This window comes from Bacteroidia bacterium, assembly GCA_016218155.1.
Classification (GTDB): Bacteria; Bacteroidota; Bacteroidia; order Bacteroidales; family GWA2-32-17; genus GWA2-32-17.
In genome coordinates this window covers 82,658-106,293 of record JACREQ010000069.1, presented here as the reverse complement: position 1 = coordinate 106,293, position 23,636 = coordinate 82,658, and the positions used below count along the sequence as shown (strand labels likewise).

Sequence of the window (23,636 nt, the reverse complement as noted above, 5' to 3'; positions counted from 1 at the left end):
ATAGAATATATTTTTATTCTGTATATGTTTGAAAACATTTAGAAACATTGAAAATAAGCTACTCTATTATCAACTTTTCGACTTTTATTAAATCCTCAGACTTAATAATTACAAAATAAAAACCTTTAGCATATTTAGAAATATCTATCTGCTTTGTTTCTTGATTAATGAATTGGTCTGAAAAAATAGTTGTTCCATTACTATTGATAATTTCAATTGTTGATTTTTTAGAGTTGTTAAAATTAACATTAAGTAAGTTACTTGTAGGATTATGGTAGAAGTCTATTTCCAATTTAGAATCTGAAAATTCAGATAAATCTGTTAAGCAATTAGGTGTGTATTCATAAAAATCATTATAAGATGGGAAGCAGTTATCTCCTCCTAAACCAATATAGCCTTTCTCGTTAATCACAAAAAAAGCACATTCATCTCTTTCTGTTCCAGGAAATGTAGCTATTTGAGACCATTGATCATTTACAGGATTATATTGCCAAAAATTACTAGATGTTTCTAGATTTTCTCCAACGCCAAGGAAACCAAATCCGCAAATTGAAAAAGCACAAGCATCTATCCAAACAGAATCTGGAATTGTAGCTTTCTGTTGCCAACTGTCTGGAATTGGATTATACTCCCAAAAGTCTGGCAATAGATTATTGTGATAAAAGCCACCTCCAAAGTATCCTTTTTTGTTTATTGCAAATGCAAATGCACCAAGTCTTGATTGTGCAGGAAAACTTGCTTTCTGAGTCCAAGTATCATTAATTGGATTGTATTGCCAAAGTGAATTAGTACAAATGGTATATGTATTATTTTCTGTACCTGAACAAATATATGCTTTATTTTCGATAGTAAACACGGCTGGATAAAAAGTAGAACCACCGCCAAAATTACCTTTTTGCGTCCATGAATTTAAGATTGGGTCATATTCCCACCAATCATTTATCAATGTGTAAGTTGAGTCCCTTCCTAAACCCACATATCCCTTTCCCAGAATTGAGACAGAAGTTGCATAATCTCTTTTACCGCCAGCAAAATTTGCCTTTTGTGTCCATAAATTTAAAAATGGATCATATTCCCAAAATTTATTTGAAAAATTTCCAGAACAATCTGATCCGCCACCTACATAACCCTTATTACCTATAGAAAAAGAAAAGGTGCCAACTAAAGAATTGTCCGGAAAATTTGCTTTCTGTGTCCAAGTATTTTGAGCTTGACAGCATAAATAATAAACAGAAAAATAAATTGTAAAAAATAATTGTGCTTTCATAATTGTTTTTTCTCAAAGCTAAATTGAGAAAAAAAATATTACAATATCCAGTTTCCTAACAAAAGGTATGAGTTTCCCAAATGTTAATTTCGAGATCCAAGATGTAATTACTCTATTTTAGAAATATTTTGAGTCCAGGTTTTGTTTGCTGTATTTATCTGCATAACATATAATCCCGAAGGAAGTATTTGTGGTAGTTTAATATTAATATTATTAGTTTTTGTTGTTCCCTGAATTTCTATTGGTAACATTACCTTTTGTCCTAATGTATTGAAAATTGTTATGGTTATTTTATCAGGTTTTAAAAGGTAAAGCGAGAAATTAATTTCGTTGATAAATGGGTTTGGATATATTTTAGTATTATTAACGGTAATATAACTATTGTTGATTCCAGTTGGATTGCAATTGTTTGAATTTCCCGGCAAATTGTTATCAAGCCAGTTTATTCTTTCAAACAACCACCATTTTAAAGTGTCTATTTCTTCTTGTAAATTTTGACCAATATAGTAATTAGGCCATACGTAAGAGCCTAAAATTGGCCATATGGTAAAATTCCATCCCTGACTTTCATTCATGTAATTTGCAGTTGAATCAATCCAATTATTAAGATAATTCTGACTAAGAATTGTTTCTCTTAGTTCTTCCCATCTGCAACGTACCTGATTGTTAAATAATGAATCCTGTACCATTCTTTCGTACCAGAAAGGATTTAACCAGTAATCGCCACCACAAACATAATTGAAATTATACTGCCATCCTGCGAAGTTTTCACCTTCGCAAAATCCAGCATTGCCATATGTTAAGTCATAGTCCCATATTGGAGCCATTACCAGCTTACCACCCTTGCTATCCTTATCTTTATACAAGTAAAAGCTTTTCCGGTATGCATCAATGCTTTTTGATAATTCCTGAATAATAAAAGCATCAACACATGAATTTATATTGGCATATTTTCTAAATCCAATGTTTTGATCCATAAAGTTTGGACCAATCAAGGAAGTTTCAAAACTATCAACATAAGCCTTTATATATGCAGATTGTTGTGGAACAATGGTGGCACCATCAGGATAAATATAATTAATAAAAATTGAATCGCCAGAAGGCCATGGTAAATATGGCGAGTTCCAGCCCGGATCTGCGTTTCCCGAATTTTTATCTAATTGTAAAATGTAACCACCTGTAAGCTGATCGCCGGAAATATCAGTAGTTTGAAGCTTAGAAATATTAATGCGGTTATTGTCGCGTTTAACTTTCTCCATCAAAACATAAACACCAAGGTATTCTCCGTTAATAATAAGTTCAACAGGTTTGCATCTTGGTGCATACCATCCCATTTCTCTGATTAAATGAAATGATAACATTCCACGCATTAGAGATTTATCTGGATATTGTGCACTTAAAACCCAATCGTTTTCAGCAGGTAATCCACATAAACTACTGTCAATACTATTGCTGTTTATGTCCCATAATTCAACAGAATATTGTTTTTTAGGAAAACTTAATGAACTGGCTCCTCTTAGCTCAATTCCTATTTTTCCATTATAATTATTAAATGTATCGGTTAAATGATTTCGGATTCCATCTCCGTTCCATACAACACCTAAATCGGCCATGATTTTAGGATCATTTGGAATTTGCTGACCATTTGAGTTTATTACAAAAATTGGCAAATCTGATTCGTGAATTGAAAAGTAGTTTGCAGGATTATTTCCAAATGTTAAACTGAATGAAAGAACAGTTCCGTCATCTTGAGCATATGTATCAACTACTCTTAAAATCCATGTGCCATTTCCATTCTGTCCGTTGTTAACTCTTCCCATTTGCCCCATTGGTTTAAAAGTTCCGGTAAACGGAGCAGAACCTGCAGGTATTGTTTGAGTAGAATAAACATTAAAACATGTATTTGTATAATTATCATCTGATCCACCCTGTCCGCTTACAAGCATTACTGTTGTACCGTCGGGAGAAATAATGTATATATTAAGATCTGCATCCCAGGTGTGAGTAAGGTTAATACAAACAGTTTCTAAACCAAAATTAAATGTGTCAATATTTGCAGGCGATAAACCCGAAACCAGAATTGGGAAATCTGTAGTTGAATTGTCGTTAATTATTGAATTAGGATTTATTGAAAAGGTTTGTGATTTTAAAATATATGAACTAAGAATGAAAAATATAAATAGAAGTTTTCTGACCATTATATTTAAGAAAAAAAGTAATGTTTAATAAATTTTAAAATTATAAGATTTTATTGAAATTAAAAATGAATATTGTAATGCGCCTGATTTTCAATAAAACTTATAATGTTTCTTTACTGCTTTTTTTACCTGCCATGTACAAGCTAATCCTTTGTTAAATGTTACAAAATCACCTTTTTTAATATGATAATCTCCTTCATAAGTTTTTACTGTTACTTCTCCTTCAAGAAAAAGGCATTGTTCCATGCTATCGTAGTACCATTCAAAATCAGATATTTCTTTTTCCCAGATTGACCATTTACGAATCTTTTTTTCTTCGATTTGAGATTCTGTAAGTTTTTCAATTTTAACTTGCATGATAATTAATGTTTTATAATACTAATAAATCTTTTTGCAGACTATACAAAAATAAGGTAATTTTGATGTTCCTAACAACATTATAATGAAAACAAACTTCTATTTAACTATCTTATTATTTGTATTTGTCATCCCTGCATTCTCTCAAAATTCTGATTTTAAATCTATTCATCAGGAAGAAAGTGAATATTACAAGCAATTTGGCGATGATTATGATTGGTCATTAGTTCGTGGAGTATTTAAATCAAATGGACGACTGCGTTCAAAAGCTTGTAATTTAAATAAAATCGTATTTGGCTGGCACCCATATTGGAGTAATGGCCTTGAAGCAAATTACGATTGGACATTAATTTCTGATCTTTCATATTTTTCTTATGAAGTTGATCCTGCAACTGGAAATGCGAGTACAACGCACAGTTGGGCATCTGCAAATGTTGTAACTCAAGCTTTGGCAAACGGAGTTAGAGTAAATTTATGCGTAACACTATTTAGTAGTCATGCTACTTTTTTTGCAAGTAGTTCAAGTCAGCAGACTTTAATTACTAACCTAATAAATTTAGTACAAAGCAGAGGTGCGAATGGGGTTAATATCGATTTCGAAGGCGTGCCTTCTTCTCAAAAAAATCAACTTACTGCATTTATGATAGATCTTTGTAATCAGATGCATACGGCTATTCCAGGTTCTCAGGTTAGTATTGCACTTTTTTCGGTTGATTGGAGTGGCGTTTTTGACATACCTGTATTAAATAATTACGTTGATTTGTTCATAATAATGGGTTATGATTATTATTATGGTGGAAGTTCTACTGCAGGTCCAAATGATCCTTTATACAATTTTATTACATCCTACAATTATACTTTAACAAAGTCTATAACTTATTATCTTAGTCAAGGTGTTACAAAATCAAAATTAATACTTGGATTACCTTATTATGGAAAACAGTGGGCAACTGCTAGTAATTTAATAGGATCAGCTACTACAGCCTCTGGAACTTCTCCATTTTACAATACTGTTAGAAATAATACAAGCGGAAATTACACAACAAAACTTTGGGACCAGACTTCTTTCACTCCTTATTATACTTACCAAACTGGTAGTCAATGGTATCAATGCTGGATAGATGATTCGTATAGTTTAGGAAAACGATATGATATGGTAAATCAGCGAGGAATTGGAGGTATTGGAATATGGGCTTTGGGTTACGATGATGGTTACCCTGAATTATGGGATAAAATTAAAAATAAATTTACTACTTGCCGGGTTGATAACTGCACTGATACTATTTATGATATGGGTGGTCCTTTACGTAATTATTATGATAAGGAAAACTATTCTTTTACAATTTCTCCTTCAAATGCAGCATCAGTAATGCTAAATTTTCAATCATTCAATTTAGAAGCCGGATATGATTCTTTATACTTGTATAATGGCCCAACCATAAATTCTCCATTAATTGGGGGTTATACAGGAACAACTATTCCTGCAACTATTACCTCAAATAATCCATCAATTACTTTAAAATTTCATTCAGATAACTTAACAACAAGTTCAGGATATAGTGCAATATGGCAATGTATTACCGACAACATTTCACCTGTTACTTTAATTACCTCACCTACTCCATGGATTACTCAAAACCTTATTGCAAATTTTACAGATACAGATAACGGAACTGGAGTTGAAAAGTCATTTTATAATGTTTCAGATTTTGATGGTGCAAATTGGGGAGCTAATACAAATAATGGATTTTTTACAGATTCATTTAATATTCAGCAACCTGTTTGGACAAGTGGCTTGGGAACCTGGAATATTTCTTCTGGAGAATTGATTCAAACAAATGAATCAGAAACTAATACTAATTTTTATGCTGCATTAAATCAGAATTTATCTAACAGATATTTATATCATTTTAAAGCAAAAGTTGAAGGAACAGGTGGTAATCGCAGATTTGGATTTCATCTCTTCTGCGATTCTGCAAGTCAAACAAATAGAGGTAATTCATATTTTGTTTGGTTCAGAGTTGAAGGACAAACAATGGAGTTTTACAAAGTTGTTGGAAATAGTTTTACAAGTGCATCAAGTATTGTAACAAATGTGATTACAAATCCTGGTCAATACTATGATTTTAAAATTACTTATGATAGAGTATTAGGAATAATCTCAGTATGGCGCGATGATATTTTTATTGGAAGCTGGACTGATCCTGCACCTTATTCAACAAATGGAAATTATATCAGTTTTCGTTCAGGCAACAGTAAATTAACTATAAGTGATTTTAATGTTTATCGCTCTAGGTTGGCTACTGCTAATATTACTATTGGTGATATTACTAAAGATATACGTTTTCAGAATTCAAATCCTTCTACACCTTCAGCTCAAATAAAATCAATAATAGTTGATGGTAATCACAATCTATCCTTAATTGCAAAAACTAACTTAAATGTTGACTGGACACCCCCTACTGACATTAGTCTGGTTAATGACGGCATTAGTTCAGATATTGATACTTCTTTTACAAATACACAATTAACCGGAAACTGGTTGGTAAGTACAGATTCAAATTCAGGTATTGGTTTGTATAAATATTCAATTGGAATATCACCTCTGGATTCAAGTATTTCTGGATTATGGATCAGTAATTTATTGAACACTTCTGTTACAGTAAATTCACTAGCTCTGAATTACAATACCATTTATTATTTAAATACAAAAGCAGTTAATGGTGCAGGTCTTACCTCTTCAGTATCCTCTTCGGATGGTATACTTATTTTAGAGCCAAATTCAATAAACGAGAATAATTCAAACCTGGTTTCAATTTTTCCAAATCCTGCAAGCTTAAAATTAACAATTAACACTAAAACATATCTTGATTTTAAAAATAATATTCATATTATTAATATTAATGGTGAAGAAATCATAGTTCCAATAAATAGTATTGATAAAAATTCTTTTTCAATAGATGTAAGTACCTTATCTAATGGGATTTATTTTTTACAATTTAATAACGAATCAATTGTAGAACATTATAAATTCACTGTTTTACACTAAAATAATATTTATCTTTGTTGACCTATTAAACATAAACTGAATGAAAAATTTTAAACGAACTATTTTATTCTTAGCATTATCCGTATTTTGTATTACAACTTTTGCACAGAAGAATGTTGTAACATTTGCACCTATGGGTTTTGTTGATAAATTACGAATTAAATACGAAAGAAATTTAAATGAAAACATTAGTGCAGGGGCCTATATTAATGCATATTATATGCATTTCAAAGGTTTTAGATTAGATCCTATTGTAAGATTATATCCGACTGGCAGCGCACCCAAAGGTTTTTATATACAAGGCAAAGCTGTTATTGGTTATTTTAATTCAAAAATGGATTATACTTATGAAAGCGTTACTGATACTTTAACTATTTCATCTCAGAGGAGCTTTCCTACTTATGGTGCAGGTTTAGGTATTGGTTACCAATTTCTTGTAGGTGGAGGTGAAATGCCTATAGATTTATTTCTGGGTTTTCAATATTCAAAATTTACTGCAGCTCAAACAATATATATAGATGGGTTTGAATATACCACTCTCGATGATGTTTTATGGTATTTTACTGGTCCAGGTAGTTTTTTAAATGCTAATTTTGGAATAGGTTTTTCTTTTTAATTAAATCATTTTAATATTTTTATGGATAACAGAATCATTGAATGTGTTCCGAATTTCAGTGAAGGTCGGAATATGGAGATTATTAAACAAATTACAGATGTTATTGAATCTGTGGATGGTGTTAAGCTTATTGATGTAGATCCCGGGAAAGCAACAAATCGTACAGTTGTTACATTTGTTGGCACACCCGAAGCAGTTTGTGAAGCCGCTTTTCAGGCTGCAAAAAAAGCAACAGAAGTAATTGATATGGCAAAACACTCCGGTGCACATCCAAGGTTTGGAGCAATGGATGTTTGTCCGTTAATTCCTGTTGCAAATGTTTCAATGGATGAAACTACTGAATATGCAAGAAAATTAGCGAAAAGAATTGGAGAAGAACTACAATACCCTGTATATTGTTACGAATTTGCTGCTCAAAAACCTGAAAGAAAAAATCTTGCAAATGTACGTTCTGGAGAATATGAAGGATTGTCACAGAAATTGGCAAAGCCTGAATGGAAACCGGATTTTGGTCCAGCTACTTTTGTGCCTAAAACAGGAGCAACAGCAGTTTCTGCAAGAAATTTTTTAATAGCATATAATGTAAATTTAAATACAACATCAACGCGCAGAGCTAACGCAGTTGCTTTTGATATTCGCGAAAAAGGAAGACCTGTTCGTGAAGGTAATCAAGTTACTGGTAAAGTAAAAATTGATGAAAATGGTAAAGAAATATGGGCACCCGGAACATTAAAGTCAGCAAAAGCAATTGGTTGGTATATTGAAGAATATGGTATAGCACAGATTTCTATTAACCTTACAGACATTTCTGTTACACCTATGCACATTGCTTTTGATGAAGCATGCAAAAAAGCACAGGAAAGAGGACTTCGTGTTACAGGATCTGAACTTATAGGTGTTGCTCCTCTCCAATCATTTATTGATGCAGGAAAATATTTTCTTGCTAAACAACAACGTTCATGTGGAATTTCTGATGCAGAGATTATTAAAATAGCAGTTAAATCGCTTGGTTTAGATGAGCTTGCTCCTTTCGATCCAAAGAAAAAAATTATTGAATATCTGATTGCAGATAAATCATCAAAAAAATTGGTTGATTTTACTGTTAAGGATTTTGTTATAGAAACTGCATCTGAATCTCCTGCTCCCGGTGGCGGATCTATTTCTGCTGCAATGGGTGCTATGGGTGCGGCCTTAGGAACTATGGTTGCTAATCTTTCAGCTCATAAACCTGGATGGGATGATCGTTGGGAAGAATTTAGTAAATTGGCAGAAAAGGGTAAATATTACCATGACATATTGTTACATTTAATAGATGAAGATACATTAGCATTCAATAAAATTATGGATGCATTCGGATTACCAAAAAGTACTGACACTGAAAAACAGAACCGAAAAAATGCAATTCAAGAAGCTACTAAATATGCAATTGAAATTCCATTTAAAGTAATGAAAGCCTGTTATGAATCTATGGAAATGATTAAACAAATGGCTGAAATCGGAAATCCAAATTCAGTAAGTGATGCCGGAGTTGGTGCAATAGCTGCAAGAAGTGGAGTTATTGGTGCATTTCTTAATGTTAAAATTAACTGTGCTGGGTTGGATGATAAAGCTTTTGTTAATAAGTTAATCTCTGAAGGCACTGAAATAGAAAACAATGCTATTAATCTTGAATCAGAAATACTAAATATTGTGAATAAAAAAATCGCAAAATCATAGTGTTTTAGAATTTTAATCATGGTAAATATCTTTTTTAGCTTTAATTTTGCATTATTAATCAAATCAAATCAATTATGAGAAAATTTAAACATTTATTTTTATTTGCAGTTGCAATAACCTTTTCAGGTTCTATTGCTTTTGGGCAAGGGACTAAAACTCCTGTTGCAAAAAAGCAAAACTTATCACATGACGGAAAAGCAAGTTCTATTTCATCAGTAATCAGAACTTCACATAATTCTGTAACATCACCTGATTTTTCAACAAGTGATTCAAAAGCTTTATTATACAGTAACGGACCATTCAGAACTGATATTGGTACAGGTCCTGCTGGTGGTGATGTAAGTATGTTAGCTGCTCCGCTTACAAATTACGGTTTTGGTCATAATATTGCAACTTTTGCTCACGTTGCTGAAGATGTTTTAATTAATGCAACAAGCTGGACAATAGACTCATTAGTTTTTTATTCTTATCAAACTAATAGTACATTAACTTCAACTTTTACAGCAGTTCATGTTGCAATCTGGGATGGTGATCCAAGTTTGCCAACAAGTACTATTGTTTGGGGTGATACAACAACTAATGTATTATCACGCACTGTATTCTCAGGATGCTACAGAGCAAATACTTTAACTGGCGCTACACGTCCTATTATGAGAAATGTTGTAAATGTTCCTGCTATTGTTTTAAATGGTGGAGCTTACTGGATTCAGTGGGCATCAGCTGGTAGTTTAACTTCAGGTCCATGGGCTAACCCTATAACTATTACTGGTCAGGCAATTACCGGAAATGCAAAACAAAAAATTGGTGCTGGTGCATGGGGTAATTTATTGGATGGTACTAATGGCGTTGGCTTACCATTTGAAGTTTATGGTACTGAAGTAGCTGCTACTTGTCCATTCCCAACTACTCTTGCTGTAACTAATATTACTGATATTTCAGCTTCTTTAGGTTGGACAGAAATTGGTACAGCAACAACCTGGAATATTGAGTACGGTGTTACAGGATTTACTCAAGGTGCAGGTACAGCAGTAAACGGAACAACAACTAATCCTTATGCTTTAGCTGGATTAACTGCTAATACTACTTATGATTTTTATGTACAATCTGATTGTGGTGGTTCACAAAGTTTATGGGCTGGTCCATTTACATTCTCAACATTAGCTTGTCCAATTGCTAATCAATGCGGATATGTTTTGGAATTTGCTGATAGTTATGGTGATGGTTGGAATGGTGCATCTGTTGAAGTAATTCAAAACGGAGTATCAATGGGACAATTTACACTTGCTGCTGGTACAGCAGGAAATCAAACTGTAAATATCTGTGATGCTGCTTCTATTGAATTAATCTGGACAGATGGTTTATATCCTGAAGAATGTGGTTTTACATTAAAAGATCCATTTGGAGTTACATTAATTACCTTTGTAGCTACAGCATCTCCTACAGCTGGTTCATTCTTTACATTTACTAGTAGTTGTACACCTCCTGCTTGTATGTTCCCAACTGCATTAAGCGTTGGAACAACAACAACAACTTCAGCTTCTTTAAACTGGACAAATGGTGGAACAGAAACTGCATGGAATGTACAGTATGGTTTACCAGGTTTTGCTATTGGAACAGGAACTATTGTTGCTGTTACAGCACATCCTTATACATTAAGTGGCTTAACAGTTGGTACATCATATGAATATTATGTTCAGGCTGACTGCGGTGGTACTACAAGTACATGGGTTGGTCCATTTGCATTTAACACAGCTTGTGATGTAGTTAATACATTCCCATGGGTTGATGGTTTTGAATCAGGTATAGCTTGTTACACAATTACTGGACTTCCAGGTGTTGAAACATGGGCTTTAGGAACTGCTTCACCTAATGGTGGTACAAATGACGTAGAAATTGATTACGATCCAGTTCCTGCTCCACAAGATCAATGGATAAAATCTCCAGTTTTTAATTTTTCATCTCTTTCTGCTCCTCAAATTACTTTCTTCTGGAATATGAGTTATTATTGGGGTGTAACACCAAATGATAATTATAATATGTTTTTAAAAGGTACAACTGATGGTACAACTTGGACTACATTATGGACTGAGCCTGCTACTTTCACAGATTGGACATATTATGATACAACTATTTCATTAGCTGCTTATGCTGCTGCAAGTTATTTCCAATTTGCATTTGAATATGTTGGTACAGACGGAGCTGCTTTCTATTTAGATGATATTACAATTGATAATATTACTTCAATTAATGAATCAGAATTTGCAAAATCTGTAAGTGTATATCCTAACCCAACTTTTGGAGCAATTAAAGTTAGTAGAGTTAATAATGCTACTATTGAAGTTTATGACATAGTTGGTAATAAAGTAGCTGAAAAAGCTAATACAAATACTATTGATATTTCTAACCTAACAAATGGTACTTATTTGATTAAAGTAATTACCGAAAATCAGGTTATTAACAAGAAAATTAATTTGATTAAGTAGTTAATCAAAAATACTTAAATAAAAAAACCGCTTCAAAAGAGCGGTTTTTTTATTTGTTAATGCTGGCAACCTTTATGGTCAGTTTTTTTTCCCTCCTCAGGTAATTTACAGCAGGCTGGTAAACTTTCATATGCAATTGGATCAGCTTTAAAATCATCAGCCTTATAGCCAATTTTAGATAAAGCTATTCTTATTTTGTCAGGATTAGTTTTATTTGGTTTATAAATTACAGTAACATCCTTTGTTGTAAGGTCAAGACTTGAGCTTACTATACCTGCTTCATAAGACATAGCTTTCTCTATTCTGTCTTTACACATTCCACATTGAGCAGAAGATTTAATTTTAATTTCGGCAGTTTTTTGTGCCACTGCACAATTTGTAAATACGAAAAGCGTTAAAAACGCAAAAATAAAAGCTGATTTTTTCATGATAAATTTATTTAATTGATTAATGAATTTTTAAACGTAAACCTGCATAAAACATTCTTCCAATAATCGGACCCCAAATCATTGAAGAATCAAAATACTGACCAAAAGGATCGGAGGCCGAAATAATAGAATGCATTTGTGTGAAATTTGTTAAATTCTCACCCCCTACATAAATATCAATATGCTTAAATCTTTTTGTAATCTGAGCATGTAAAATATAGTAAGCTGGAGCAGTACTGGACATTTGATGTTCTACAGGGTTAGTATTTGTTGCAGGCAATTTGGTTTTTCCAATAAACTGATTTGTTATATCAAATGACCATTTTTCGTGTTTTGTTGAATACGAAGCAGTTATTAAACCTTTATACGGACTTACCATTGGTTTTTGCATTAACATTTTTTCATAGGTTTGCTTAACGTCATTATACCTGCCTATTAATGAAAATTCTAACTGCTTAATAACTTTAAATGTAATGTTAGCCTGAAAACTATTGCTAAAACTTTGTCCATCTAAATTTGATAATATTACTTTTCTTAAATCGCTATCTATATCAACAATAACCTGATTAATAAAATCCGTTCTGAATGCATCTAGGCTTAGCGAAATTTTCTTTTCATCAGCCAGACGAATATCCTGTGTATAGCTAATTCCATAATTCCATGCTTCCTCTGCTTTTAGTTCTTCAGTAAAAACCCATTGTCTGGAAGACGCCAGTAAACCTACGTTTTCGGCAATAGAATGTGGGCTTCTATATCCTTTTCCTCCTGAAATTCTAATTGCAGAATTTTCAGATAAATTGTACTTAAAGTGAATTCTGGGTGTTAAAAAGGTACCATATGTGGAATGATAATCTGCTCTGAAACCTGCAATTAATGACCAGATTTTATTATGATCATAAGTGTATTGAACAAATGCGCCCGGAACACTTTCGTTAACTTTAAAATTTGTGTCTAATGTTGATACCTGAACATGTTCATCATAACCGTCATACATATAACTACCACCCAGACTAAGTTTATGATCGGAAGTTCCAATTATTGTTTGATAAATAATATTTCCATAAAAACTTTTTTGACTGCCCTCATATTCATTTAAGCCAAAATATGAATCCTGTTTGTGGTAAGAACCTACTGTTTGAATACCAATACTTGTACCCGGCTTTGGTAAAAAGAAACCATGCTTTGCAATCAACTCATATCTTTGTGTTGTAACACCAACTCCATAAGAGCTTGTACTTCCTTTATCAGTTAATGGGTTAAAATTCATCTGCCCTCCTAACCTATCATCATACATAACTTTTAATCCATACTGATTACAGAATTTACCTTCAACTTCGTAGTCCCATCTATGATAAATATTAAATTGTTTGCTTAATGGTAAATCAATAAATGAATCTTTATTCATATCACCTTTTAAAGCCTGCATCTCGCCATGTAGCATTGTCATAGTAGAAAGTTTGGGGCTAATCTTCTGGGCACTGTAAATATTTATTTCTCCCTTTCCTTCATTATTACCATACATATTTACATGAAGTTTCTCGCTTTTTGTAGGTTTTTTAAATTCAACATTTATTTGTCCTGTAATTGATTCGTATCCGTTTATTACTGATGATGTACCTTTTGAAACCTGAATAGATTCCATCCAAGTTCCCGGAACATAAGACAAACCAAATGGTGCAGCTAAACCTCTTATCATTGGAACATTTTCAGCCATCATCTGACTATATATTCCAGCTAATCCAAGCATCTGAATTTGTTTTGCACCAGTTACTGCATCAGAAAAAGAAACATCTACAGTTCCACTTCCCTCAAAGCTTTCGGATAAATTACAACAAGCCAATCTTTGTAAGCCTGCAGTTGAAATAACTTCAGTTTTAATTGCACTTAATTTATCAATATATTCGGCTTCTTTACGTGCACTTATTTCTACTTCAGATAAAACATTTGATTCCTGAAGTACAATATTAATTTCTGATTCGCTTTCGCTAACTCTTAATGTATCTGTTTTGTAGCCTACATAACTAACTATTAAGTAAAGCGGCTTAATGTTAGGCTTAACTAATTTGAATTTACCATTTACATCTGTTACTGTGCCATTTGTTGTACCCTTCCAAACAACACTAGCTGAAGGTAATGGTGTAAATTTTGTTTGTTCGCCATTTTTTTCTTTTTCGTAAACAACTCCTTTTAAATATTTTTGGGAGTAAGAAGAAAAATTAAACAACAAAATTAAAAAAGAAAAAATAAGAAATTTCCGTCTCATAATTTTAAAATAAAAAATTAAATAAAATGTAGAAAGCTGATTGTTAATGAGACGGCAATCAGATTAGGAAGGAATTATTAATAAGATAAATTTGTTTAAATAGTTTTGGCGGGGAATTGTCTGAAAAAATAAAATCTGAAGAAGATTTTAACTTTTCAATGAATATCTCATTATTTGAAATAATATCAATTTCTGTTTGAAAGTGTATGTCGGAAATTTCATTACATGAATTGAAAAGACCAATTTTAAAAAACAAACCATCGTTTGAACAACATGGTGTTTCTTCTGTGATATCAGTACATTCAGAGTCTGAACAATGTTTATTCTCATTTTCAGAACAACATTCAGGTTCAAAAATATCACCTTTACAATTTATTGATGAAAATAAATGCCAGTCATCGGTTTTACAATGATCGCAATGGTGATGAATTAATAAGATACCTGTACTCGATAAAATTAAAATTATCGAAATAATGATTACAGATATTTTATTATAAAACTTCATTTTACAAAATTACTAAAATTGTCGGTTAGACTTGCAATTACTTTAAAAGTTTAATGCTTATTTTAAATAAATTAACAATTATTTTTTTAAGCTAAAATCTTAAAAATAAAACTAAATTTATGTTATAAAATTTTAATTATGAAACTACAAAAACTTATTATAATACTGCTGATTACAATTATTTCTACGTTTATTTATTCACAAAATAATAATGAAATATGGTTGGGTAAGTTAAACAACAATGGAATAAATCTCAGGTTAATTATTGTTATAAATAATATTGAAACTGATAGTATTAAAGCCCACATGGAAAGTCCCGATCAGGGAGCAAATAACATTAAAGTTGACGAAATTAAGTTTTCTGATGATTCTGTTTTTCTTAAACTAAAAAAGCTAAGTGCTTCATATAAAGGAAAGAGAAAAGACAATAATTTAACCGGAATTTGGAAACAAGGAAGTTATGTTACCGATTTAAGTTTTTATAAAGTTGATAGTATTCCGGTAATTCGCAGACCTCAAGAACCTAAGGCACCATTCACTTATGAAGAAAGAGAAATTACATTTGAGAATAAAAAAGCAGATATAAAATTATCGGGTACTCTTACTCAGCCAAAAGGTAAAGGACCATTTCCTGCTGTAATTTTAATATCCGGTAGCGGACCACAAAACCGTAATGAAGAAATTCTTGGACATAAACCATTTCTTGTAATTGCCGATTATCTTACAAAGAATGGTATCGCAGTTTTTAGGTACGACGACAGAGGTATTGGTAAGTCGGGTGGTGTTTTTTCTACTGCAACAACTCTTGATTTTGCTACAGATGCAGAAGCTGCATTTAACACATTGCAGAATGTTGCTGAAATTGATAAAAATAAAATTGGTTTAATGGGACATAGCGAAGGTGGAATGATAGCTCCCATTGTTGCTGCAAAAAATAAAAAAATAAGTTTTATTGTTCTTTTAGCCGGACCAGGAATTAAAATTACAGAACTAATGAAGCTACAGATAAAAATGGTTTCTGCTACAGATACAACTCAAACCACTGCTGAAATAAATGAAAATGTTGAACTTTCAGAAAAAATTTATCAGGTTATAAATGAAAATGCAGATAATATAATTGCTAAAGAAAAAATTAAAGAATTATATAAACCTCTTTTTAATGGAAAAGATTCTTTATTATTAAAGCAAAAAGGTATTACCGAATCTAGTGTACAGGCACAGACTTTCACATTATTATCGCCATGGTTTCGCTATTTTATCGCGTTTAATCCTGATGATTATCTTTCAAAAGTTAAATGTCCTGTTTTGGCAATTAACGGAACAAAAGATACACAGGTAAGCGCCATTGAAAATCTTGAGGGAATAAAATCCTCCTTAACAAAATCCAATAATAAAAATTTTACCATTAAACTAATTGAAAATAAAAATCATTTATTTCAGACTGCAACTACCGGAGCCCCTTCAGAATATAACGAAATTGAAGAAACATTTGCACCTGATGTACTTGAAATTATAAATGACTGGCTACAGAAAAATGTTGTAACGCCATAATTTTAAAGAAAACAGTTTTTAATTACATAAACTTGTGGTGTAAAAAAACACAACTGACAATAATGATATTATTTATAAAATTACATTTTGTTCAATATTGAATTTTGTTAGGAGACTTATATGTTTTGTTAATAAATTTAAGGTTGTTTTTTCTATTTTCAAAATATAATTTCACATACAATTATCTTGTATAAATTCAGAATATAATTATGAAATTATTTAAACTTATTTTAATCGTATTATTTGCATTTAATATTGCTTCTGCACAACGATTGCTAATTAATACAAACGTTAATAAATCTCGAAATTTTCAAAGTTCAATACTAACAGGAAAAGTAGTTCAAATAAATAAAGTAACTAAAAGTGAATTACAACAAATTCCCGATGATATCAATGGTCGTCTTTATCGTTTGTGCAAAATATGGGGGTATTTTAAGTATTTCCATCAAAATAAATGCACACTAAAGTGGGACACACTTTTAAATACTACGATAAATCAGGTTTTAAACTCTACGAGCAATTTAGATTTTAATAATAGCTTAATGGTTATGTTTAATAAGGTTGGTAATAATACTAATTTACCAAATTCTAGTATTCTGCCTGACACTAATCTTAATTTTAATAATTCTTGGATTACTGATACAGTACTTTCACAATCTGTTAGAAATTTCTTAGATACTTTTACATTATATATTCATCCGGATACTTCCACATGTTTTATTAAATATAATGATTATTCTAACTCAAATAATTTTGGTTTGATTGACTTTAGTAATGATAGTATGATATTGTTGGGAAGTTCCCAAAATAAAGCTAACCGACTAGCAATTATGTTTTATTATTGGAATGTAATAAACTATTTTCATCCATTTAAAAACATTATGGATCAATCTTGGGATAGTACTCTTTATGAGTTTATTCCCAAAATACGACAAGTTTCATTAACAGCAGACTTCCATAAAACTTTTTTAAAATTAGTTACAAAAATCAATGATTCTCATGGATTTACTTCAAGTAATATATTAGAAAATACATTCTGGGGTGGATCATACATGCCACCTATTTATTTTACAAGAATTGATACAAATTGTGTTGTAACAAAGCTACAAAATATACCAGGCGTTCATATTGGAGATATTCTTACTTCTATTAAAGGAATTGGAATTAAAAATATTGAAGATTCATTATCTGATTTTGTCCCATCTTCAACCCCAGCTGCATTTTATAGGGATGCATATTCTCAAATGTTACGTGGAACAGAAAGTTCAGGTGTATTATGTACATTTTTGGATAGCACAAATAATCTGTATTCTGTAACCATAGCAAGGTCAATGTTTATTAGTTATTGGTATAATTGGATATATAATAATGGAAATTCAACCTCCTATTTTTTTACGAATTGTGGATATGGGTATGTTGATATGGGTAAACTACAATCATCTGAAGTAAATGGTATGTATACAACTTTTCAAAATGCACCAGCTATAATTTTTGATATTCGAAATTATCCTAATGGAACTTTATGGGATTTGGCTCCATTATTATTTCCTTCTCCTACTTTAAGTGCAAAATTTTTTGAACCATCACTAACTAATTTACCTAATAAGTATTATATGCCTGGTTGGTATAATGTTTTTGATGATGGTTCAAATATTGGCAATTGGTCTAACTTGAATCCTTATAATGGTGATATATACTTATTGGTTAATCAGGAAACACAAAGTCAGGCTGAATACACATGCCAGTATTTAAGCTATTTCCCAAATTCAAAAGTAATCGGAACTCAAACAGCTGGTGCTGACGGCAATATAAGCATCGTTACATTACCTGGTGGTATAATAACATATTTTACTTCACTTGGGTGGTATTACGAAGATGGTTACCAACAGCAACGTAATGGAGTGAAAATTGATTCAATTGTAACACCTACTCGTATAGGGCTTAGTCATGGTAAAGACGAAATACTTGAAGCAGTTTTTCATTGTCCAACTGAAATAAATTATTCAAATATTTCAGAAAATAAAGTTTCTGCTTATCCAAATCCTGTAACAAATGAATTAACAATTGAAATTAAAGAGAATAATGATAAATTAAACTATGAGATTTTAAATTTAATGGGACAAACTGTTATCAAAGGAATTTTTACTGAAAAAACTATTGTAAGAACAACAGACCTTAAAGCAGGCGTTTATTTATTAAAAATTAATAACGGAAAAAATATTGAATATAAGAAAATTGTAAAAGAATAATTACACTTTACTTTATAATCACCATTTTTCTGACAAATGTTATATGATTACCGGTAATTTCTGATAAATACATTCCTGGTTTAATATTTTTTAAAGGAATAACTTCTAATTTAGAATTTATTTGATGGTAAAGTACCTCTCTCCCTGATAGGTCAAGTAGCCTTAAATTTCCTTTAAACCCATCAGTTCCTGAGTATTTAAAATAAATATTTTCTGATACAGGGTTTGGATAAATTGAAATAAAAAAATCATCCATTACTGTAGTAGGTACTTCTTGTGTTATACTTAACAAACTATCCAATACCCAGTTATTGGGGTCGAAAATAATGCTATTAACCCTTTTATTATTGACGTTTATATTAAAAGTTTGCACATTTTGAGTAGGGTTTATAACTGTTGTTACAGAATCAGAATTTGTATAAATTTTTAATTCAACAGGGATTGTAAATAAATTATTACTTGCAAAACTTCCGTGTTGTTCTAGTTTTACTTTTAAATCGCCATAACCATTAATAATAGAATCTTGTTGCCATACAATTTTATAGATAGGATAACCTTCACCATAATAATATTGATTAAAAAAATCGTCGAAACTTTTTCCGTTAACAGCTGCAAAAATATTTTTAACATCGGCTCCGGTTAATACGCTGTCGGCATATTGAGCCTGCATTTGTTTTAAAGCAACAAAGAACAAAGAATCTGTATTGCTCAAATATCTTAGCATGTGAATAATTGCAGCACCCTTTTTATAACTTAAATAAGGGCTGAATATTCTATTTTCGTCCCAGGCTTCAGAAAATGGTATATATACACTCTGAAATGGCTTTTGCTTAGCAAGTGTATGGCAATAATACATAAAACCATCAGCGTTAGCCTGAGATTCTAAATTCTGATGAAAAATATATTCTCCGTATGAAGCAAATCCTTCATTAACCCAAATATCCTGCCAGCTGGCACATGTTATTTTGTCGCCAAACCATTGATGAGTCAGCTCGTGTGCAACTAAATCCGGGCTTAAATGTCCTAAGGTTGTCATTGTTTGATGTTCCATTCCTCCACCAACAGGGCACAAAGCATGTCCGAATTTTTCATCAGCCCAGGGATATGGTCCGAATTTATCACAATAAAGTTCAAATATGGGAACCATTTTAGAAAATTGCCATGAGTTATCAATCAAAAACTGCGGACTATTATAAATATAATTCTGAATTAAAATACTGTCGGGTGAATTAGCGGGATGAGCATAAATATTATATTCATTATATTTTCCTACAGCAATTGATAACAAATAATACACAATAGGATGATGTTCTTTCCACTCATATCTTAGTTTACCATTTGTTAAATGCGTTATTTGTGAAAGTATTCCGTTCGACCCGGCTTTTAATGAACTGTCAACTGTTACAAAAATCCATGCAGAATCTAATCTGTCTGTTAAATCTTGCTTGCAAGGTACCCAGTCATTTAAATGAAATGATTCTGAAAGTGTCCAGGTAATATCCTGATTATATACCCCATCATGTGTGTTTTTTAAACCTGAATTCCAGTTTACAGATGCACCCGGTATTCTGTGATACCAAATTTGTACCGTTAATAAACTATTTTGTGAAATTGGAATTGACGGAAAGGCAAGTAAAGTGTCGTTAGAAAAATAAAATGTAGCTTGTTGTGAATTTACCTGAATACTATCAACAGTAAACTTTTGAGTGAGCTCAAAATAAATTGTGTCTAAAGAATTTACTTTTGATAACAATGTGTATTTTACATTACCTGAAATATCTACATTAGATTCATTTGCAGAAATATCAATATGAATAAATTTTTGATCATACTGATTTAGTAAATAAGAAGCTGATTTTAATACAGTACGAAAATCAGGCTTAATCATTGTTTTATATGCATCAGGTTCACTATACTGAGCAAATAATAAATTTGATAACAAAATAAATGATATCAAAAAGTAATTAATTTTCATGTTTTACTTAATTTAGGAGTAAACCTGTATCCAAAATATATTCTTACTGTACCATATTCCTGTTTAGAATTGGTAAAATAGTAACCATCAGCAATAATATTTACACCAAAATATACTCTGTTAAAGTTAAACCCTGTACCAAGTCTGGCTTGTAATCTTCCCGAGAGGTTTATCGTATCTTTTCTTTCAATATTATCTTCAAGAGTAAACAATTCTTTCTTACTGTCAAGACCACCTAGTAGTGACACTGTTACAAACCATTTTTTTGAAGTAAATGTATGAAAATACCCTCCTACTACACCGAAATTATAAGATGAAACTTTTTTAATATATGATGTAGAATCAAAGAATGCTTTTAACGAATGGCTTACCAGACTTGAATCACCGGAAATTGACAATATGTGAAAATTTACACCGAATGCCCAGGTACCAGCACTTTTCTTTTGAAATTCAGTTTGAGAAAATGTTGATTTAAATGAAAATCTTTTATAGTTTGTGAAATACATAAATGTACCACCAAGACTTTGCTGTTGTATATCCGGTCGGATTGTTGTTTGATTATATATTTTCCGGGTGGTATCTTTATTTAAAACAGAGTCAAGGTAAAAACCCTTATAATCCTGATAAACAAAATCTGCAATAAATCTTTTTAAATAAAGATGACTTTGAATGTCAGTTTTTTTTGTTTTGCCATAAGTATTCTCATCAAGTTTGCCAAAGGAAATTAGCGACAAATCTATTCCAAACCATTTATATCCAAAACCAGGTCCAAAGCTTAATGAAATATTAGGTTTGTAGGTAAGAGTTCTGCCTGAATCAAGATCAACCAAACTGATATTATTATATTTTCCATAAATGCTTAAATATGCTGCTGGTATATTGTTATATTTCTCAATATATCTTTCGTCAATAGCATTCTTTATGTTCCTGGGAATAGTGTCCTGAGCATTTGTATTGTTATTACAAATGATAATAGATAAAAAGAATATCAGAAAAAGTCTCGTCATTTACTGCATTTTAATAAATTTTACAGGTGTAATGTTATTTCCAGAAATAAAATACATACCCTGATTTAATTTTGAAATATTTATTTTTGAATAATCTGAATTTATTACAAAATTACTAACAACTTTTCCTGTTACATCTCTTATTTCAACAGGAATTTCTGAACTCACACCTGCAGTAGTTATATCAATATAATCTTTGGCAGGGTTAGGATATATTTTTAAAGTTTTATTCAAAATTATATTATCAGAAACATTTAACGCAATACTTGCAGTTCCATCAGTTAGCCAGTTGTTTGGATCTATCTGTAAATTTGTTATAGAGTGCGGAATATTTACATTAAATTGTTGCTGATTAACTGTATTATTGAATCTTATAGTTGTATCTCCGCCTGTCCATGAGAATTTAATTTCTACAGGCAATTTAAAAAACGGAGTTATCAAAGGCATTGATGTGGTCTGACCAAGAGTGAGGCTTACATTTCCTGATTGTTGACTCCATACAACATCGTATGTAGGAAAACCTTCACCATAGTACCATTGGTTAAAATAATCTGTAAAATCAATTCCTGATATAGTTTCAAGTATATTTTTAAAATCAGTTGCAGAAGCAACGTTTCCACCATATGTTTGCTGAAAATTTTTCAGAATGTTAAAAAACAAAGTGTCATTATTTAAAATAAACCGAATCTGATGAATTATAGCTGCTCCTTTTTCATAAGTTAATCTATAATCAAAAATCCTAGCTTCATCAAAAACATCAGCTATAGGAATGTAAAGACTTCCATCAGGAGAAGCCATAACATCATCCTGTGTTGTAATAATCATTTGATCGGCAGCTGCCTGTGTTTCTAAATTTTGTAAACCTATGTAATGTGTGTAAGTTGCAAACCCTTCATTTACCCATATATCCTGCCATGTAGAACAAGTTACATTATCACCAAACCACATATGCCCTAACTCATGAATAACTAATTCAAAACTAAAACTTGAGAGTGTAGTCATGGTCTGATGCTCCATTCCTCCCCCAATTGGAGCAGTACAATGCCCGTATTTTTCATTTTTAAAAGGATACATTCCATATTTGTCAGAAAGTAATTCAATAAACGAAGGAGTTAAATCAATGATATCTTGAAAATATGGAAGATAACCACTATTTGGATACAAATAATTCTGAATTAATATAGAATCTGAAATTCCTGCAGGATGGGCATAAATATTATATTCCTGATAATTTGATACAGCAATACTTGGTAAGTAATAATTTATTGGATAATATGATTTCCACTCATATCTTAATTTATTACCTGGAACTACTACTACGTCTTTCAATAAGCCATTTGAACCAGCTTTTAAAGTATTTGGACAAGTTACAAAAACATAAACAGAATCTGCTTTATCTGAAAGAATTTGTTTGCATGGAAACCAGTCTTTTGCATGATATGACTCGCTCAAAGTCCATGTTATCTGACTTCCCCAACTTGGTGAATTTCCATTTCTAATTCCATTTCCGGATGATGTGCCATGATAATAAACTACTGAAGAAAAAGAAGAACCAACTGGCAATGCTGATGGTAAATTTACTGTAATTTCATCATTAGCATGACTGAAAATTAGTTTTACATTATTAACAAATACTGAGTCAACAGTTAATGAATTAATTAATTCTAAAACCAATGTTGACATTGGATTTCCAACAACTACAGCATTTACAGTTCCATTTCCCGAAATCGCTTTTGTAGTATTTGTAGCATTTATATCAATCTTATAAAACTTTACATCATAATTGTCAAGTAAAGGATTATTAGCTTCTATTATTTTGTTTTCAAAGTGTTTATCTTCGAAATTGGGTTTATGGTAATCAGAAATTTTTTGTCCGAATAAATAATTTACGATTAGAATTGATAATGTAATAGTTAAAATATTTTTCATTTTTATTAAATTTAAAGTATGAAGATACAGTTTTTTCAAAGTC

Annotated in this window: 15 protein-coding genes; 6 read left to right on the top strand and 9 right to left on the bottom strand. The window is 31.3% G+C overall.

From position 1 onward, the window contains the following. Window positions 1-58: 58 nt before the first annotated feature. The 3 genes from HY951_12480 to HY951_12470 form a co-directional block, all read right to left on the bottom strand. Window positions 59-1,267 carry a T9SS type A sorting domain-containing protein gene (locus tag HY951_12480; GenBank protein MBI5540871.1) on the bottom strand — a complete coding sequence of 403 codons (1,209 nt, stop codon included), beginning with the start codon at window positions 1,265-1,267 and terminating at the stop codon, window positions 59-61. A 107-nt stretch (window positions 1,268-1,374) separates the two neighbouring features. Next, the gene (locus HY951_12475) at window positions 1,375-3,465 is read right to left on the bottom strand and encodes a CotH kinase family protein (GenBank protein MBI5540870.1); all 2,091 of its coding nucleotides are present in this window, start codon (window positions 3,463-3,465) and stop codon (window positions 1,375-1,377) included. Window positions 3,466-3,555: 90 nt separating this feature from the next. Beyond that, entirely contained in the window at window positions 3,556-3,822 is a 267-nt protein-coding gene (locus tag HY951_12470) for a cupin domain-containing protein (GenBank protein ID MBI5540869.1), read from the bottom strand. Window positions 3,823-3,907: 85 nt separating this feature from the next. Here HY951_12470 and HY951_12465 point away from each other — a divergent pair, with 85 nt between their 5' ends. From HY951_12465 to HY951_12450, 4 genes are all read left to right on the top strand, one after another. Further along, complete coding sequence (locus HY951_12465) at window positions 3,908-6,871, top strand: T9SS type A sorting domain-containing protein (GenBank protein ID MBI5540868.1); 2,964 nt, start codon at window positions 3,908-3,910, stop codon at window positions 6,869-6,871. Window positions 6,872-6,911: 40 nt separating this feature from the next. Continuing rightward, window positions 6,912-7,487 carry a hypothetical protein gene (locus tag HY951_12460; protein MBI5540867.1) on the top strand — a complete coding sequence of 192 codons (576 nt, stop codon included), beginning with the start codon at window positions 6,912-6,914 and terminating at the stop codon, window positions 7,485-7,487. 21 nt (window positions 7,488-7,508) lie between these two features. Further along, window positions 7,509-9,203: a glutamate formimidoyltransferase gene (gene ftcD, locus HY951_12455; GenBank protein MBI5540866.1), complete on the top strand. Its 1,695-nt coding sequence runs from the start codon at window positions 7,509-7,511 to the stop codon at window positions 9,201-9,203. Between the two features lie 74 nt (window positions 9,204-9,277). Beyond that, window positions 9,278-11,686: a T9SS type A sorting domain-containing protein gene (locus HY951_12450; protein MBI5540865.1), complete on the top strand. Its 2,409-nt coding sequence runs from the start codon at window positions 9,278-9,280 to the stop codon at window positions 11,684-11,686. Window positions 11,687-11,742: 56 nt separating this feature from the next. Here HY951_12450 and HY951_12445 read toward each other — a convergent pair whose 3' ends face one another. From HY951_12445 to HY951_12435, 3 genes are read right to left on the bottom strand one after another with little or no spacing between them, the layout of a single operon-like run. Further along, window positions 11,743-12,114: a heavy-metal-associated domain-containing protein gene (locus HY951_12445; GenBank protein ID MBI5540864.1), complete on the bottom strand. Its 372-nt coding sequence runs from the start codon at window positions 12,112-12,114 to the stop codon at window positions 11,743-11,745. Between the two features lie 19 nt (window positions 12,115-12,133). After that, window positions 12,134-14,377, bottom strand: coding sequence for a TonB-dependent receptor (locus HY951_12440; GenBank protein MBI5540863.1), 2,244 nt, complete (start codon window positions 14,375-14,377; stop codon window positions 12,134-12,136). Between the two features lie 58 nt (window positions 14,378-14,435). Then, window positions 14,436-14,882 carry a hypothetical protein gene (locus HY951_12435; GenBank protein MBI5540862.1) on the bottom strand — a complete coding sequence of 149 codons (447 nt, stop codon included), beginning with the start codon at window positions 14,880-14,882 and terminating at the stop codon, window positions 14,436-14,438. A 138-nt stretch (window positions 14,883-15,020) separates the two neighbouring features. Here HY951_12435 and HY951_12430 point away from each other — a divergent pair, with 138 nt between their 5' ends. Then, window positions 15,021-16,433, top strand: a complete 1,413-nt coding sequence (locus tag HY951_12430) for an alpha/beta fold hydrolase (protein MBI5540861.1) — start codon at window positions 15,021-15,023, stop codon at window positions 16,431-16,433. A gap of 209 nt (window positions 16,434-16,642) precedes the next feature. Further along, complete coding sequence (locus HY951_12425) at window positions 16,643-18,682, top strand: T9SS type A sorting domain-containing protein (GenBank protein ID MBI5540860.1); 2,040 nt, start codon at window positions 16,643-16,645, stop codon at window positions 18,680-18,682. A gap of 7 nt (window positions 18,683-18,689) precedes the next feature. Here HY951_12425 and HY951_12420 read toward each other — a convergent pair whose 3' ends face one another. The 3 genes from HY951_12420 to HY951_12410 are packed head-to-tail and all read right to left on the bottom strand — an operon-like array spanning window position 18,690 to window position 23,593. After that, a complete protein-coding gene (locus tag HY951_12420) occupies window positions 18,690-20,657 on the bottom strand; it encodes a T9SS type A sorting domain-containing protein (GenBank protein ID MBI5540859.1) in 1,968 nt (655 codons plus the stop codon). Beyond that, window positions 20,654-21,664 carry a DUF4421 family protein gene (locus HY951_12415; GenBank protein ID MBI5540858.1) on the bottom strand — a complete coding sequence of 337 codons (1,011 nt, stop codon included), beginning with the start codon at window positions 21,662-21,664 and terminating at the stop codon, window positions 20,654-20,656. Before HY951_12415 ends, HY951_12420 begins: the two co-directional genes overlap by 4 nt. Beyond that, a complete protein-coding gene (locus HY951_12410; protein MBI5540857.1) occupies window positions 21,665-23,593 on the bottom strand; it encodes a T9SS type A sorting domain-containing protein in 1,929 nt (642 codons plus the stop codon). It abuts the gene before it with no gap. Between the last annotated feature and the right edge of the window lie 43 nt (window positions 23,594-23,636).